This is a genomic window from Nocardioides sp., from assembly GCF_036274455.1.
Lineage (GTDB): Bacteria > Actinomycetota > Actinomycetes > Propionibacteriales > Nocardioidaceae > Nocardioides.
This window is the reverse complement of the sequence record NZ_DASUFR010000155.1, coordinates 1-14,515: the sequence shown is the minus strand read 5'-3', so window position 1 is coordinate 14,515 and position 14,515 is coordinate 1. Positions and strand designations below refer to the sequence as shown.

Genomic DNA, 14,515 nt, shown 5'->3' with positions numbered 1-14,515 from the left:
CCAGTCATCTAGGGTGCGGGCATGGCCAACGTCCTGGGAGCGAACCAGTACGGCAAGGCGGAGAACCGGGTCGTCCGCATCGTCCGCGACACCCCTCGCCACGAGATCCACGACCTGAACGTCTCGACGTCGCTGCGCGGTGACTTCGGCGGCGCGCACGTCACCGGCGACCAGAGCCAGGTGCTGCCCACCGACACCCAGAAGAACACCGCCTTCGCCTACGCAAAGCTGCACGGCATCTCCTCGATCGAGGACTACGCGCTGGCGCTCGGGACCAGGCTGCTCGACGTCACCCCGGCCGCGACGCAGGCCCAGGTGCGGGTCGAGGAGTACGCCTGGACCCGGCTGGGCCAGCACGCCTTCGTGCGCCGCGGCGGTGAGGTCCGGACCTGCGTGGTGACCGTCGGCCGCGACGCCACCCACGTGGTGTCGGGGCTGCAGGACCTGGTGGTGCTCAAGTCGACCGAGTCGGAGTTCAAGGGCTTCCTCAAGGACGAGTTCACGACGCTGGCCGAGACCGACGACCGGATCCTCGCCACCTCGATCGTCGCCAGGTGGCGGCACACCGGCACCGACGTCAGCTGGAACGCGTCCTACGACGATGTCCGGGACTGCCTGCTCTCGACGTTCTCCACGACGTACTCCCGAGCGCTGCAGGAGACCCTCTACCTGATGGGCAGCGCGGTGCTCGACAGCCAGCGGAGCGTGGCCGAGATCCGCTTCTCGGCGCCCAACAAGCACCACTTCCTCGTCGACTTCTCCGGCTTCGCCCTCGAGGGGACCCCGCACGAGGGGCTGACCAACGACGGCGAGGTGTTCATCGCCGCGGACCGTCCCTACGGCCTCATCGAGACCGCGGTCACCCGGGACGACGCGCCGCCGGCCGGCGACGCGTGGCTGGCCGTGCCCGGGTTCGTGTGAGTCAGGTTCGTGTGAGGCAGGTTCGTGAGAAGGGGTTGAGCTGATGCCGGTCGAGACCACCCGCGAGGTCCTGCTGGGCTGCCTGTCCGTGCCGCGCTGGGCCGACGACGTCCTCGCCGGGCAGCCGTACGCCGACCGCGACGCGCTGCTCGCCGCCGCCGACCGCGCCGCCCGCGAGCTCACCGACGAGGAGCTCGACCAGGCGCTGTCCGGCCACCCGCGGATCGGCGAGCGTGGTGGCGCGCAGTCGCAGCAGGAGCAGTCCGGTGTGGACCCGAGCGAGGGCGACACCGCCCAGCGACTCGTGGCGGGCAACCGGGCCTACGAGGAGCGGTTCGGCAGGGTGTTCCTGATCCGCGCGGCCGGGCGGGATGCTGAGGAGATCCTGGCCGAGCTAGAGCGACGGCTCGGCAACGACGACGCCACCGAGCGCGCCGAGGTCGTCGACAACCTCCGCCAGATCACCGTCCTGCGACTCGAGGGTGCACTCGGATGAGCACCCTCTCCACCCACGTGCTCGACACCGCCGCGGGCCTCCCGGCGGAGGGGATCGAGGTCCGCCTCGAGACCCCCACCGGCGACCTGCTCGACGAGGGTGTGACCGACGCCGACGGCCGCATCGGCTCGCTCGGCGGTGAGCTCGCGGCCGGCGACTACGTGCTGCGGTTCGCCACCGAGGCCCACTTCGAGCACAGCTTCTTCCCCGAGGTGGTCGTCGTGTTCACGGTCGCGGACGACCGCCACCACCACGTGCCGGTGCTGCTCAGCCCCTACGGCTACTCGACCTACCGTGGCAGCTGACCGTGCCCGTTGACCTGGTCGTCCGGGCCCGCCGCGCGATCGTCGACGGGGCGGAGACCCCCGCCGCCGTGGGCATCACCGGAGAGCGGATCACCTCGGTCACGGCGTACGACGACCCGCCGGCCGCCGACCGCATGGTCACGCTCGAGGACGACGAGGTCCTGCTGCCGGGGCTCGTCGACACCCACGTGCACGTCAACGAGCCCGGCCGCACCGAGTGGGAGGGGTTCGCCACCGCGACCCGGGCCGCCGCGGCCGGTGGCGTCACCACGATCCTCGACATGCCGCTCAACTCGGTCCCGCCGACGACCACCGTCGACAACCTGCGCGTCAAGCAGCAGGTCGCCGAGGGCCAGGTCAGCGTCGACGTCGGCTTCTGGGGCGGCGCCGTACCCGGCAACCTGCCCGACCTGGGGCCGCTGCACGAGGCGGGCGTGTTCGGCTTCAAGTGCTTCCTGCTCGACTCCGGCGTCGAGGAGTTCCGCCACCTCGAACCTGACCAGCTCGCGATGGCGATGGGGGAGACCGCCCGGCTCGGCGCGCTGATGATCGTGCACGCCGAGGACGGCGCCCTGCTCGACGAGTCCGCGCTGGACGGCAAGCGCTACGCCGGCTTCCTCGCCTCCCGGCCCGCGGCGGCCGAGGAGTCGGCGATCGGCCAGGTGCTCGACCAGCTCGAGTGGACCGACGGGCGAGCGCACGTCGTCCACCTCAGCGACGCCGGCGCGGTGCCGATGTTTCGCGCGGCCCGCGAGGCCGGGCTCGACATCAGCGTCGAGACCTGTCCCCACTACCTCACCTTCGACGCCGAGCACATCGCCGACGGCGCGACGGAGCTCAAGTGCTGCCCGCCGATCCGCGAGGCGGCCCACCGCGAGGCGCTCTGGGCGGCGCTGGCCGCGGGCGACATCGACTACGTCGTCTCCGACCACTCGCCCTGCACGACGGACCTCAAGCAGCGCGGCGACGGCGACTTCGGCCAGGCCTGGGGCGGCATCGCCTCGGTGCAGCTGGGCCTTGCCGCGATGTGGACCGGCGCCCGCGAGCGCGGGCACGGCCTCGCCGACGTCGTGCGCTGGATGGCGACCGCGACCGCCGACCGGGTGGGGCTCGGGCACAAGGGCCGGATCGAGGCCGGCGCCGACGCGGACCTGGTCCGGTTCGCACCCGACGAGGAGTTCACCGTCGACGTGGCGCGGCTGCACCACCGCAACCCGGTCTCGGCCTACGCCGGCCGTCGCCTGACCGGGGTGGTCCGCGAGACCTGGCTGCGCGGCGTACCCGTGCATCCCGACGGCGACGACACTCCGCGAGGACGACTGCTGAGGAGGGGCGAGCGATGAGCTACTACGTACCGAAGGGCGGGCTGCCGCCGCAGACCGCGCTCACGACCGACCGGGCGAGGTTCACCGAGGCGTACGCCGTGATCCCCGCGCGCACCCTGAGCGACATCACCACGTCGTACCTGCCGGGCTGGTCCGGCATGCGCATGTGGGTGATCGCCCGGCCGCTGTCGGGCTTCGCCGAGACGTTCAGCCAGTACGTCGTCGAGGTCTCACCCGGCGGCGGCTCGGACGCGCCGGAGAGCGACCCGGCCGCCGAGGCGGTGCTCCTGGTCGTCGACGGCACGCCCACCCTCACCCTGGACGGTGAGACGCACTCCCTCGAGCCCGGCAGCTACGCCTACCTCCCGCCGGGCGCGCACTGGACCTTCCACAACACCGGCGAGACGACCGCGGCGTTCCACTGGGTCCGGAAGGCCTACCACCGGGTCGAGGGCGTCGACGTACCCCCCGCATTCGTGACCCGCGAGCAGGACGTCACCCCGGTCGAGATGCCCGGCACCGACGGCGCGTGGACGACGACGCGCTTCGTGGACATCTCCGACCTGCGCCACGACATGCACGTCAACATCGTGAACTTCCAGCCCGGTGGCGCCATCCCGTTCCCGGAGACCCACGTCATGGAGCACGGGCTCTACGTGCTGGAGGGCAAGGCGGTCTATCTCCTCAACGAGGACTGGGTCGAGGTCGAGGCCGGCGACTTCATGTGGCTGCGCGCGTTCTGCCCGCAGGCCTGCTACGCGGGCGGGCCCGGCATGTTCCGCTACCTCCTCTACAAGGACGTCAACCGGCACGTGGGGCTGACCCTCTGACGCCCACCTCAGCCACCGTGGTGGCCTGCCGCTGGTCGAGCTTGTCGGGGCCTCCGCAGGGAAGGCACCCGGGGTGAGTCCCAGCATCGGGTCACCGGGCTTCGAGGCTCGGCGCTGGAGCGCCTCGCACCTCAGCCACCGTGCTCAGCCACCGCAGGTCGAGCCTGTCGAGACCTCCGCAGGGTAGGCACTCGGGGTGAGTCCCAGCACCGGGTCGGCTGGCTTCGAGGCTCGGCGCTGGGGCGCCTTGCACCTCAGCCACAGTCGTGGACCGTCGTCTGCGGAGTCCGACGCGTATAAAGTTGCGGAACGGTCCGGCTGTTCGCATGGCCAACCAGCGGACCACCCGGCCGGGACGACAACCATGCACTTCGTGACGCAAACGGGAGGTGCGCGATGGCGGGGATCGTGGTCAACGGGGAGCTCCGGGACCTGGACGGCACGCCCCTGCACACCAATGCGCTGGACTTCCTGCGCGGCTGCGGGCTGACCGGCGCCAAGGAGGGGTGTGCCGAGGGCGAGTGCGGCGCCTGCGCGGTGATGGTCGCGCGGCCGGCTCCCGATGGTTCTGACGCCACCGAGTGGACGGCGATCAACTCCTGCCTGGTGCCCGCGGCGTCCCTGGACGGCCAGGAGGTGGTGACCGCCGAAGGGCTGGGCGCCCCCGACGCGCTGCACCCGGTCCAGCACGAGATGGCCGTGCGCGGTGGGTCGCAGTGCGGCTACTGCACCCCGGGGTTCATCTGCTCGATGGCCGCCGAGTTCTACCGAGCCGGCCGGGCAGCCACCAACGGGTCCGGCCCGCACGACCGCTACCACGGCGACAACGGGTTCGACCTGCACGCGATCAGCGGCAACCTGTGCCGCTGCACCGGCTACCGGCCGATCAAGGACGCTGCGTTCGCACTCGGCTACCCCGCCTCCGACGACGAGCTCGCCACCCGCCGTACGACGTCCGCGCCGGCGGCGGCAGCCACCCGGATGCACGACGGCGAGGCGGCGTACCTCCGCCCGGCCACGCTGGCCGAGGCGCTGCAGCTGCTCCACGACCACGAGGACGCGACGGTGGTCGCCGGGAGCACCGACTGGGGCGTCGAGGTCAACCTCCGCGGCCGCCGGGCCGGCCTGGTCGTCGCGGTGGACCGGCTCCCGGAGCTGCGCGGCTTCGAGGTCGGCGACGACGAGATCCGGATCGGGGCCGCGCTGACGCTGACCGAGGTGGAGCGGAGGCTCGACGGCCGGCTGCCGCTCCTGGGTGCGGTGATGCCGCAGTTCGCGTCGCCGCTGATCCGCAACGGCGCGACGCTGGGCGGCAACCTCGGCACCGGGTCGCCCATCGGTGACACCGCGCCGGCCCTGCTCGCGCTCGAGGCGTCGGTGGTGCTGGCCTCGACCGACGCTCAGCGCACCGTTCCGTTGGCCGACTACTTCACCGGCTACCGCGAGTCCGTACGCCGCCCGGACGAGCTGATCTCCGAGATCCTCGTCCCGCTCCCGGCCAGTGCGATCACGGCGTTCCACAAGATCGCCAAGCGCGCCTTCGACGACATCTCCTCGGTGGCGGTGGGCTACGCGATCGACGTTCGCGACGGACACGTCGCCAAGGCGCGGATCGGCCTCGGGGGAGTGGCGGCCACGCCGATCCGGGCGCTGGCCACCGAGGCCGCCCTCGAGGGCAGGCCGTGGTCCCAGGAGACCGTCAACGCCGCGGCCCCGGTGATGGGTGGCGAGGGCACGCCGATCTCCGACATGCGGGCCAGCGCCGACTACCGGACCGCGATGCTCGGGGAGCTGCTCCGCAAGCTCTGGGCCGAGTCCGGGACCGCCGAGGCGCAGGAGGTGCGCGCATGACCACCACCGAGCCCGCCCCCACCACCAGCCCGCTGAGCCGGCGGCCGGACAACCCGGTCGTGGGCGAGGCCCTCCACCACGAGGCCGCGACCCTCCACGTCACCGGCGAGGCGCTCTACACCGACGACCTGGTCGGCCGGACCAGCAACGTCCTGCACGCGCACCCGGTCCAGGCGCCGCACCCGCACGCCCGGGTGACCAGGCTCGCGGTGTCGGCGGCCTACGACGTGCCAGGCGTGGTCCGGGTGCTCACCGCCGACGACGTCCCGGGCACCAACGACGCGGGGGTCAAGCACGACGAGCCGCTTTTCCCCTCCGAGGTGATGTACGTCGGCCACGCGGTCTGCTGGGTCCTCGGCGACACGCTGGAGGCGGCCCGCCGCGGCGCCGCAGCCGTCGAGGTCGACTACGACGAGCTCCCGGCGCTGATGACCGTCGAGGAGGCGATCGAGGCCGGGAGCTTCCAGGGCGCCCAGCCGACGATCCAGCGCGGTGACGCCGCGGCCGGGCTCGGCCGCGCCACGCACGTCTTCGAGGGCGTGACGGCGTTCGCCGGGCAGGAGCACTTCTACCTCGAGACGCACTGCGCGCTGGCGAGCGTCGACGAGAACGGCCAGGTGTTCGTGCAGTCCAGCACCCAGCACCCGACCGAGACCCAGGAGATCGTCGCCCACGTCCTCGGCCGGCCCAGCCACGCGGTCACCGTCCAGTGCCTGCGGATGGGTGGCGGGTTCGGCGGCAAGGAGATGCAGCCGCACGGGCTGGCCGCGGTGGCCGCCCTCGGCTCGATCCTGACCCGGCGGCCGGTGCGGCTGCGGCTGAGCCGCGCCCAGGACATGACGATGACCGGCAAGCGGCACGGCTTCCACTCGACGTGGAAGGTCGGGTTCGACGACGACGGCCGGTTCACCGGGCTGGAGGCGACCCTGACCTCCGACGGCGGGTGGAGCCTCGACCTCTCCGAGCCGGTGCTGTCGCGGGCGCTGTGCCACATCGACAACGCCTACTGGGTCCCCGACATCACGGTGCACGGCCGGATCGCGAAGACCAACAAGACCTCCCAGACGGCGTTCCGCGGCTTCGGCGGCCCCCAGGGGATGCTGGTCATCGAGGACATCATCGGCCGCTGCGCACCGGTGCTCGGGATCCCGGCGGCCGAGCTGCGGCGGCGCAACTTCTACGTCGACGGCCAGGCCACGCCGTACGGCCAGCCGGTCCGGCACGCCGAGCGCATGGTCGCGGCGTGGGAGCAGGTCTCGGAGACCTCGTCGCTGGCGGCCCGGCGGGCCGAGATCGACCAGTGGAACGCCGAGCACCCGCACCGCAAGCGCGGGATCGCGATCACGCCGGTGAAGTTCGGGATCTCGTTCAACTTCACGACCTTCAACCAGGCCGGCGCGCTGGTGCACGTCTACAAGGACGGCTCGGTGCTGATCAACCACGGCGGCACCGAGATGGGCCAGGGGCTCCACACCAAGATGCTCCAGGTCGCCGCCACCGCGCTCGGACTCCCGCTCGAGCGGGTGCGGCTGGCGCCGACCCGGACCGACAAGGTGCCCAACACCTCCGCCACCGCCGCCTCGTCGGGCGCGGACCTCAACGGCGGCGCCATCAAGGACGCCTGCGAGCAGATCCTGGCCCGGCTGGCCACGGTGCGCGCCGAGCTCCCGGACGCCTCGTGGGAGGAGCTCGTCGCGGCGGCCTACCACCGGCGGATCCAGCTGTGGGCGTCCGGCTTCTACCGGACCGAGGGGCTGAGCTGGGACGCCACCACGATGACCGGTCACCCGTTCAAGTACTTCGCGTACGGCGCCGCGGTCGCCGAGGTCGAGGTCGACGGGTTCACCGGCGCCAACGAGACCCGGCGGGTCGACATCGTCCACGACGTCGGCGACAGCCTCTCGCCGCTGGTCGACCTCGGACAGATCGAGGGCGGGTTCGTGCAGGGCGCCGGCTGGCTGACCCTGGAGGACCTGCGCTGGGACGAGTCCGACGGCCCGGGCCGCGGCCGGCTCACGACCCAGGCGGCGTCGACCTACAAGCTGCCGTCGTTCTCCGAGATGCCCGCGGAGTTCAACATCGCGCTGCTCGAGCGGGCGCACGAGGACGGCGCCGTCTACGGCTCCAAGGCGGTGGGCGAGCCGCCGCTGATGCTGGCCTTCAGCGTCCGTGAGGCGCTGCGCGAGGCGTGCGCGGCGTTCGGGCCACCCGGCCGGCCGGTCGAGCTGGCCTCGCCGGCGACCCCCGAGGCCGTCTACTGGGCCCTGCGGGCCGCGAGGGAGGCCCGGTCGTGACCACGTGGTTCGAGGCGGTGGCCGAGCTGCGGTCCGCGCGCGAGCCGGCGGTGCTGGTGACGGTGACAGAGGTCCGTGGCCACGCCCCGCGCGAGGCCGGCGCCAAGATGGTGGTGTCGGCGACCCGGACCTGGGCGTCGATCGGCGGGGGTAACCTCGAGGAGGAGGCCGTACGCCGCGCGCGCGAGCTCGTCGCGTCCGGCGCCACCGGCCCGGCGTCGTTCACCTCGAACCTGTCGGACAAGGCGCCGTTCCAGCACGGCGTCCAGTGCTGCGGCGGCGAGGTGACCGTGCTGCTTGAGCCGCTGGCCGTGGTGGCGTCGGTGGCGATCTTCGGGGTCGGGCACGTCGGCCTCGAGCTGGCCCGGATCCTGGCCCGCCACGACATCGAGCTGCACCTGGTCGACTCGCGGACCGAGTCGCTCTCCGACGAGGCACTCGCGCCGCTGGCCGACGCCGTGGCCGCGGTGCACGCCCACCACGTGCCGGTGATCCCCGAGCTGGTGCTGGGCGAGCTGCCGCGCGGCACCCGGGTACTGGTGCTGACCCACGACCACGCCGAGGACCTGGCGATCATCGACGCGGCGCTGCGGTGCGACCACCTCGGCTCCATCGGGCTGATCGGGTCCTCGGCCAAGTGGGCGCGGTTCCGCTCGCAGCTGCTCGAGTCCTTCCCGGCAGAGGTCGTCGACCGGGTCGAGACGCCGATCGGCCTGCCCGGCGTGACCACGTCGAAGGAGCCGGCCGCGATCGCCGTCTCGGTCGCGGCCGCGCTGCTGGCCGCCGAGGAGGCGGATGGAGCCGAGCGCGCAGGCGCCCCCGTCGCGAAGCAGCGCCCGTGACCGGCCCGGACGTCAAGGTCTACCGCGGCACCTTCCTCGACACCCCGCAGAGCCCGTTCACCGGCGGCCACCTGCGCGCCGACCACGACCTCGCCCTGGTCGTCGAGGACGGCGTGATCGTGGCCCGCGAGCCGTTCGAAGCCTCGGCCCATCCCGACTACGTCGACCTGCGCGAGGGGCTGGTGCTGCCCGGGCTGGTGGACACCCACGTGCACTACCCGCAGGTGCGTGCGATCGGCGGGCTCGGGATGCCGCTGCTGGACTGGCTGGAGAAGTGCGCGCTCCCCGAGGAGGCCCGGCTGGCCGACGCGGCGTACGCCGCCTCGGTGGCCACCGACTTCGTCTCCGGGCTGGTCCGGGCCGGGACCACGACCGCACTGGTGTTCGGCTCGCACTTCGCCTCCGCGGTGGACGCGCTGTTCACCGAGGCCACCCGGGTGGGGCTGCGGGTCACCGCCGGGCTGGTGCTCTCCGACCGGATCCTGCGTGAGGACCTGTTCACCACGCCCGACCGCGCGTACGAAGAGGGGCTGGAGCTGACCAAGCGCTGGCACGGCCAGGGCCGGACGCGCTACGCCGTCACCCCGCGCTTCTCGCTCTCGTGCTCCGACGCGCTCATGGAGTCGGCGGGCGCGCTGCTGGCCGAGGGGTCGGACCTGTGGTTCACCTCGCACCTCAACGAGAACGTCGAGGAGATCGAGGGCGTTCGTCAGCTGTTCGGCTGCGACTACACCACGACCTATGAGCGGGCCGGCCTGCTCGGCCCCCGCTCGATCCTCGCGCACAACGTGCATCCCACCCTTCAGGAGCTGATGCAGCTCGGCCGGCACGGCGCCTCGGTGTCCCACTGCCCGACCTCGAACGCCGCCCTCGGCAGCGGCCTGTTCCCCCTCGCGTCCCACCTGGCGCTCGGCGTACGAGTCGCGCTCGGCTCCGACGTCGGTGCCGGGACCGGCTTCTCGCTGTTCAAGGAGGGGCTGCAGGCCTACTTCGCCCAGCAGCTCCTCGGCCGCGAGGGCCACAGGCTCTCCTCGCGGCACCTGCTCTACCTCGCCACCGCTGCCGGCGCCGACGTGCTCGGCCTGTCCGACACGGTCGGTGACTTCTCGGTGGGCAAGGAGTTCGACGCGCTGTGGCTCCGCCCCGCCCCGGATTCGACGCTGGCGATCGCGATCGCCCACGCCGACTCCCACGACGACGCCCTGGCCAAGGTGTTCGCCCTGGCCACCCCGGCCGACGTCGCGCAGACGTGGGTCGCGGGGGAGCAGCTGACCCCCCGCCCGGGATAGTCCCAGACGTTTCCAACCTGGCGGCGGCGGTGATCGTGTTGGGAAGGTCTGGGACTATCCCGCCGCGGGAGAGCTGAGCGGGCCGTCACCCACCAAGGAGTGAACCCGGTCAGGTGAACCCGGTCGGGTGACCTGGCCCGGATACCGGTCATGCGCCAGGGCAACCTGACATACCGTCCGCGCCGTGGCGGGCGGCTCGGGTGTTCATCGGGTGCGGACGGTGGCTCCGCGTGCGCTGGTCGTCGCCGCCGCGGCGTTGCTCCTCGCGGTGATCCCCCTGCAACGGGACTACGGCCCGGACCTGGAGTGGTACTGGTCGATCAGCTGGGACCACGGCTTCGTCCGGCGGGGACTGTGCGGCGAGCTGGCCGGTCTGCTGCCCGTCGCCGACCTCGAGACGGCTGCCCGGCTGATGACCGGACTGAGCGCGGCCGTCGCGGCGACCACCGTCGCTGTCGTCGCCGTGCTGCGGATCTGGCACGGAGACCCGGTCAGCGTCGCGCTCGGGGCATCGCTCATCGTCGGTCCGGTCGGGTACGCCATGGTGGTCTCCGACCCGCGGCCGGAGTACCTCGGCTTCCCTGCGGTGCTGTGCGTGATGGCGGCCTGCCACGCCTGGTCAGCCGGCCGACGCGGTCCGGCCCGGTGCTGGCTGGGGCTGGCCGGCGCCCTCATGGGCGCCGTGACGCTGGCCAGCGAGAACGTGCTGTTCGCGGTCCTGCCGTGGTGCGTGGTGCTGCTGACCGCGACGACGGTGGCGGCGCCACTCGGGGTGCGAGTGCGGCTCCTCGTCGGCATGCTGGCCATGCCGACGGCGGCGGCGGCCGCGGTGGTGGTCGGAGGTCGCGCGGACGCCCGACAGCTCGCTGCGCTGAGGGAGGACGCCGGCGGGCTCGACGGCAGTCCGGACCGGCTCATGCGCTACCTCGGCCAGGACCTGGGCGACAGCGTGCGCACGGTCGTGCACGCGGGGATCGGGTTCCGGTTGTTCACCATGCTGGTCGCCGTGGGCATCGTGGCCGTGCTGGCCGGGTTGCTGCTCGCCTGCGGCGCCGGCCGGGAGTGGCTCAGGCTTCCGGCGGACCGGCTGCTCCGCTTCTCGCTCTGCCTGCCCGTGGCCGCCTTGCTCTTCCAGACCGCCACCGGCCTCGACTGGCCGCGCTGGGTCGGCCAGCTCGGCTCCGGAGCACTGCTGACCCTGACGAGCTGGGGCGTCCTGGTGCCCGATCCGGATCCCGCGCCCTGGTCGGTCGGGCGGATCGGACGGATCGCGCTGTTCAGCTGTCTGCTGGTCCTCGTGCCGGCGGTGCCGTTCAGCATCCTGCACGGAGGCGTGACGGCGTTCGTGACCAGCAGGGTCTCCTGACCGTCAATCGAGGCGCCTGCGGGCGGCAGCCAGGATGTCGGGTACGGCGCGGCGGTGGACCGGTGCGAGGGCGGCCCAGACGAGGCGGCCGGCGGTGTTCTTGAAGGTCACCCGGGTGGTGAGGGCAGCTCCCTCCGGACCGGCCTCGAAGACCAGCCGGCCGGTCAGGTGCCACGACTCCGAGGCCAGGACGAGCACGTCGTCGCGGCTCTCGGCGACGGCCCAGCCGGCGACGTGGCCGGGGTCGTCCAGCAGCCCGAGCCGCAGCTGGAGGACCAGCCGCCAGACCAGCTGCCTGGAGTCGGTGAGCGACGCAGGCTCGAACGCCGCCCGCGCCCACTCCAGCGCGGAGTGGGGCCGATCGCTCGTTGTAGCGAACCGGTCGGTGTAGTCCGCGCGGGGGAGCGTCACCGAGGCCATGGGCTCAGGACACCACGTCCGAGTGGCGCGCCGCGTCCGCCCCCGGTCGGATCCGGGTGCGACCTGCGTCACAGGAAGTCACAAAAGCCCAGGAAGTCGAAGAAACCCGCTGTCACAAATCGCGGAGCTGTGTCGTCATGGAGGAGACGGCACCAGACGCGACCCCCTTCTGCGCGGCGCCGCAGGGGTGGTCCATTGATCGGATGAGAGGTTGGCGTGGCCACCAACGGGCACGGAAGCGGGAGCACCGTGGGCGCGGTGGCGGGCTGGGCCGACGACCGGCTCAACCTGTCCGGACTCGGCCGGAAGTACGTGCGGAAGGTCTTCCCCGACCACTGGTCGTTCATGCTCGGCGAGATCGCCATGTGGAGCTTCGTGGTGCTCCTGGTCACCGGCGTCATGCTCAGCCTCTGGTTCACGCCCAGCATGGACGAGACGACGTACGAGGGCAGCTACGCCCAGCTGCGCGGGGTGCCGATGTCCTCGGCGTACTCCTCCACGCTCCACCTGTCCTTCGACGTCCGGGGCGGGCTGCTGCTGCGGCAGACGCACCACTGGGCCGCGATGGTCTTCATCGCCGGGATGCTGGTCCACCTGATCCGGGTGTTCGTGACCGGCGCCTTCCGCAAGCCGCGCGAGGTCACCTTCGTGATCGGCGGCACGATGCTCCTCCTCGGGGTCCTCGAGGGGTTCATCGGCTACTCGCTGCCCGACGACCTGCTCTCCGGGACCGGGCTGCGGATCGCCGACGGCATCATCAAGGCGACGCCCGTGGTCGGGACGTACTTCTCGTTCCTGCTCTTCGGGGGCGAGTTCCCCGGCGGCGACGTCATCTCGCGCTTCTACATCATCCACGTGCTGCTGATCCCGGGGCTGCTGCTCGCGCTGATGGCCGCGCACCTGCTGCTGATCGTCTACCACAAGCACACCCAGTGGGCCGGGCCCGGCCGGACCGAGCGGAACGTCGTCGGCTACCCGTTCCTGCCGGTCTACCTCGCCAAGACGACGGGCTTCTTCCTCGTCGTCTTCGGCACCCTCACCTTCATGGGCGCCCTGCTCACGATCAACCCGATCTGGAAGTACGGTCCCTACGACCCCGCGAAGGTCACCGCCGGCTCGCAGCCCGACTGGTACATGGGGATCGCCGAGGGGCTGCTCCGGATCATGCCCGGGTGGGAGACCCACGTCGCGGGGCACACGATCTCGTGGAACGTCCTGCTGCCCGGCCAGGTCTTCGCCCTCGTGCCGTTCCTGCTGGTCATCGCCTGGCCGTTCCTGGAGGCCTGGGTGACCGGCGACAAGCGCGAGCACCACGTGCTGCAGCGGCCGCGCGACGTCCCGACGCGGACCGCGTTCATGGCTGCGCTGATCGCTGCCTACGGGCTGCTCTGGATGGCCGGTGGCAACGACATCCTGGCCACCCGGTTCCACCTGAGCCTCAACGGGATCACCGAGACCATGCGGGTCGCCATCTTCGTGGTGCCGGTCCTGGTGTTCGTCGTCACGCGGCGGTGGTGCATCGGGCTCCAGCGGGCCGACAACGACCGGCTCGAGCACGGCGAGGCGACCGGTGTCATCGTGCGCTCGCCCGAGGGCGGCTACTCCGAGAAGCACCAGCCGGTGGCCGCCGACCGGGCCGTCAGGGTGCGGCACCGGGCTGCGAACCCGGTCCTGACGACCCCGCCCGACACCGACAGCGCCGGCGTACCGGTCCCGCACCGGGCCTCGGCCCGGGCCCGCGCCCGGCTCTCGCAGCTGATGTACGCCGACGAGCAGCCGCTGCCGGACGTCGACGAGCCGGCCCCCGCCTTGGAGGGAGGACACGATGAGCGTCGAGACTGAGCGCCGGGTGGTCACGGTCACCGGCCAGGACTGGGACGAGGTCGCCCGGGGCCTCACCGAGGAGGCCGAGGAGCGGGTCGTGGTCAACATGGGCCCGATCCACCCGTCCACCCACGGGGTGATGCAGCTGGTGGTGGAGCTCGACGGCGAGACGGTGACCGAGGCCCGCTGCAGCGTGGGCTACCTGCACACCGGCATCGAGAAGAACATGGAGTACCGCACCTGGGTGCAGGGCACGACGTTCGCCACCCGGGCGGACTACGTCATGGGCTTCCACTACGAGACGTCGTACTCGCTCGCGGTCGAGCGGCCGCTCGGCGTCGAGGACGAGGTGCCCGAGAAGGCCCAGGTGATGCGGGTCCTGCTGATGGAGCTCAACCGGATCTCCTCCCACCTCCTCGCCGTTGCCACGGGTGGGATGGAGATCGGCGCCATCACGGTGATGACCATCGGGATGCGCGAACGGGAGCTGGTGCTGGACCTGTTCGAGCTGATCACCGGGTTGCGGATGAACCATGCGTTCATCCGTCCGGGCGGGGTGGCCCAGGACCTGCCGCCGGGTGCGTTGGACGAGATCCGGGCCTTCATCACGCTGATGAAGAAGCGGCTGCCGGAGTACGCCGCGTTGTGCAACGCCAACCCGATCTTCAAGGGCCGGCTGGAGGGGGTCGGCCACCTGGACCTGGAGGGCTGTCTGGCGCTGGGGCTGACCGGGCCGGTGCTGCGCAGCACCG

Annotated in this window: 12 protein-coding genes and 1 pseudogene; 12 read left to right on the top strand and 1 reads right to left on the bottom strand. The window is 72.1% G+C overall.

Annotation, left to right across the window (positions count from 1 at the left end; genetic code table 11):
* The first annotated feature begins 21 nt into the window (after positions 1–21).
* From pucL to VFV89_RS15405, 10 genes are all read left to right on the top strand, one after another.
* On the top strand, positions 22–921 hold the full coding sequence (gene pucL, locus VFV89_RS15450; RefSeq protein ID WP_329706845.1) for a factor-independent urate hydroxylase: 900 nt from the start codon (positions 22–24) through the stop codon (positions 919–921).
* 43 nt (positions 922–964) lie between these two features.
* The gene (gene uraD, locus VFV89_RS15445) at positions 965–1,417 is read left to right on the top strand and encodes a 2-oxo-4-hydroxy-4-carboxy-5-ureidoimidazoline decarboxylase (protein ID WP_329706844.1); all 453 of its coding nucleotides are present in this window, start codon (positions 965–967) and stop codon (positions 1,415–1,417) included.
* Positions 1,414–1,722 (top strand): hydroxyisourate hydrolase, encoded by a 309-nt coding sequence (gene uraH / locus VFV89_RS15440; protein WP_329706843.1) that lies wholly within the window; start codon positions 1,414–1,416, stop codon positions 1,720–1,722. Before uraD ends, uraH begins: the two co-directional genes overlap by 4 nt.
* A gap of 2 nt (positions 1,723–1,724) precedes the next feature.
* Positions 1,725–3,065, top strand: coding sequence for an allantoinase AllB (gene allB / locus VFV89_RS15435; RefSeq protein ID WP_329706842.1), 1,341 nt, complete (start codon positions 1,725–1,727; stop codon positions 3,063–3,065).
* The gene (locus VFV89_RS15430) at positions 3,062–3,877 is read left to right on the top strand and encodes a bifunctional allantoicase/(S)-ureidoglycine aminohydrolase (RefSeq protein ID WP_329706841.1); all 816 of its coding nucleotides are present in this window, start codon (positions 3,062–3,064) and stop codon (positions 3,875–3,877) included. The genes allB and VFV89_RS15430 overlap by 4 nt, the downstream gene beginning before the upstream one ends.
* Positions 3,878–4,273: 396 nt before the next feature.
* Complete coding sequence (locus VFV89_RS15425) at positions 4,274–5,728, top strand: xanthine dehydrogenase small subunit (RefSeq protein WP_329706840.1); 1,455 nt, start codon at positions 4,274–4,276, stop codon at positions 5,726–5,728.
* Positions 5,725–8,022, top strand: coding sequence for a xanthine dehydrogenase molybdopterin binding subunit (gene xdhB / locus VFV89_RS15420; RefSeq protein WP_329706839.1), 2,298 nt, complete (start codon positions 5,725–5,727; stop codon positions 8,020–8,022). The genes VFV89_RS15425 and xdhB overlap by 4 nt, the downstream gene beginning before the upstream one ends.
* The gene (gene xdhC, locus VFV89_RS15415; RefSeq protein WP_329706838.1) at positions 8,019–8,864 is read left to right on the top strand and encodes a xanthine dehydrogenase accessory protein XdhC; all 846 of its coding nucleotides are present in this window, start codon (positions 8,019–8,021) and stop codon (positions 8,862–8,864) included. The genes xdhB and xdhC overlap by 4 nt, the downstream gene beginning before the upstream one ends.
* Positions 8,861–10,153, top strand: a complete 1,293-nt coding sequence (locus tag VFV89_RS15410) for a guanine deaminase (protein ID WP_329706837.1) — start codon at positions 8,861–8,863, stop codon at positions 10,151–10,153. The genes xdhC and VFV89_RS15410 overlap by 4 nt, the downstream gene beginning before the upstream one ends.
* Positions 10,154–10,373: 220 nt before the next feature.
* Entirely contained in the window at positions 10,374–11,519 is a 1,146-nt protein-coding gene (locus VFV89_RS15405) for a hypothetical protein (RefSeq protein WP_329706836.1), read from the top strand.
* Positions 11,520–11,522: 3 nt separating this feature from the next.
* On the opposite strand, the gene VFV89_RS15400 is transcribed toward VFV89_RS15405, so the two are convergent.
* Positions 11,523–11,939, bottom strand: a complete 417-nt coding sequence (locus VFV89_RS15400; protein WP_329706835.1) for a DUF2867 domain-containing protein — start codon at positions 11,937–11,939, stop codon at positions 11,523–11,525.
* 216 nt (positions 11,940–12,155) lie between these two features.
* Between VFV89_RS15400 and VFV89_RS15395 the strand changes: the two genes are divergently transcribed.
* The gene (locus VFV89_RS15395; RefSeq protein WP_329706834.1) at positions 12,156–13,781 is read left to right on the top strand and encodes a ubiquinol-cytochrome c reductase cytochrome b subunit; all 1,626 of its coding nucleotides are present in this window, start codon (positions 12,156–12,158) and stop codon (positions 13,779–13,781) included.
* A pseudogene (locus VFV89_RS15390) lies at positions 13,765–14,515 on the top strand (NADH dehydrogenase subunit D); the annotation flags it as partial. The gene VFV89_RS15395 and the pseudogene VFV89_RS15390, both read left to right, overlap by 17 nt.

What these genes read in the sequence shown, in the direction of transcription:
- pucL (WP_329706845.1), top strand. Translation starts at nt 22, where the DNA reads ATGGCCAACGTCCTGGGAGCGAACCAGTACGGCAAGGCGGAGAACCGG.
- uraD (WP_329706844.1), top strand. Translation starts at nt 965, where the DNA reads ATGCCGGTCGAGACCACCCGCGAGGTCCTGCTGGGCTGCCTGTCCGTG.
- uraH (WP_329706843.1), top strand. Translation starts at nt 1,414, where the DNA reads ATGAGCACCCTCTCCACCCACGTGCTCGACACCGCCGCGGGCCTCCCG.
- VFV89_RS15430 (WP_329706841.1), top strand. Translation starts at nt 3,062, where the DNA reads ATGAGCTACTACGTACCGAAGGGCGGGCTGCCGCCGCAGACCGCGCTC.
- VFV89_RS15425 (WP_329706840.1), top strand. Translation starts at nt 4,274, where the DNA reads ATGGCGGGGATCGTGGTCAACGGGGAGCTCCGGGACCTGGACGGCACG.
- xdhB (WP_329706839.1), top strand. Translation starts at nt 5,725, where the DNA reads ATGACCACCACCGAGCCCGCCCCCACCACCAGCCCGCTGAGCCGGCGG.
- VFV89_RS15400 (WP_329706835.1), bottom strand. Translation starts at nt 11,939, where the DNA reads ATGGCCTCGGTGACGCTCCCCCGCGCGGACTACACCGACCGGTTCGCT.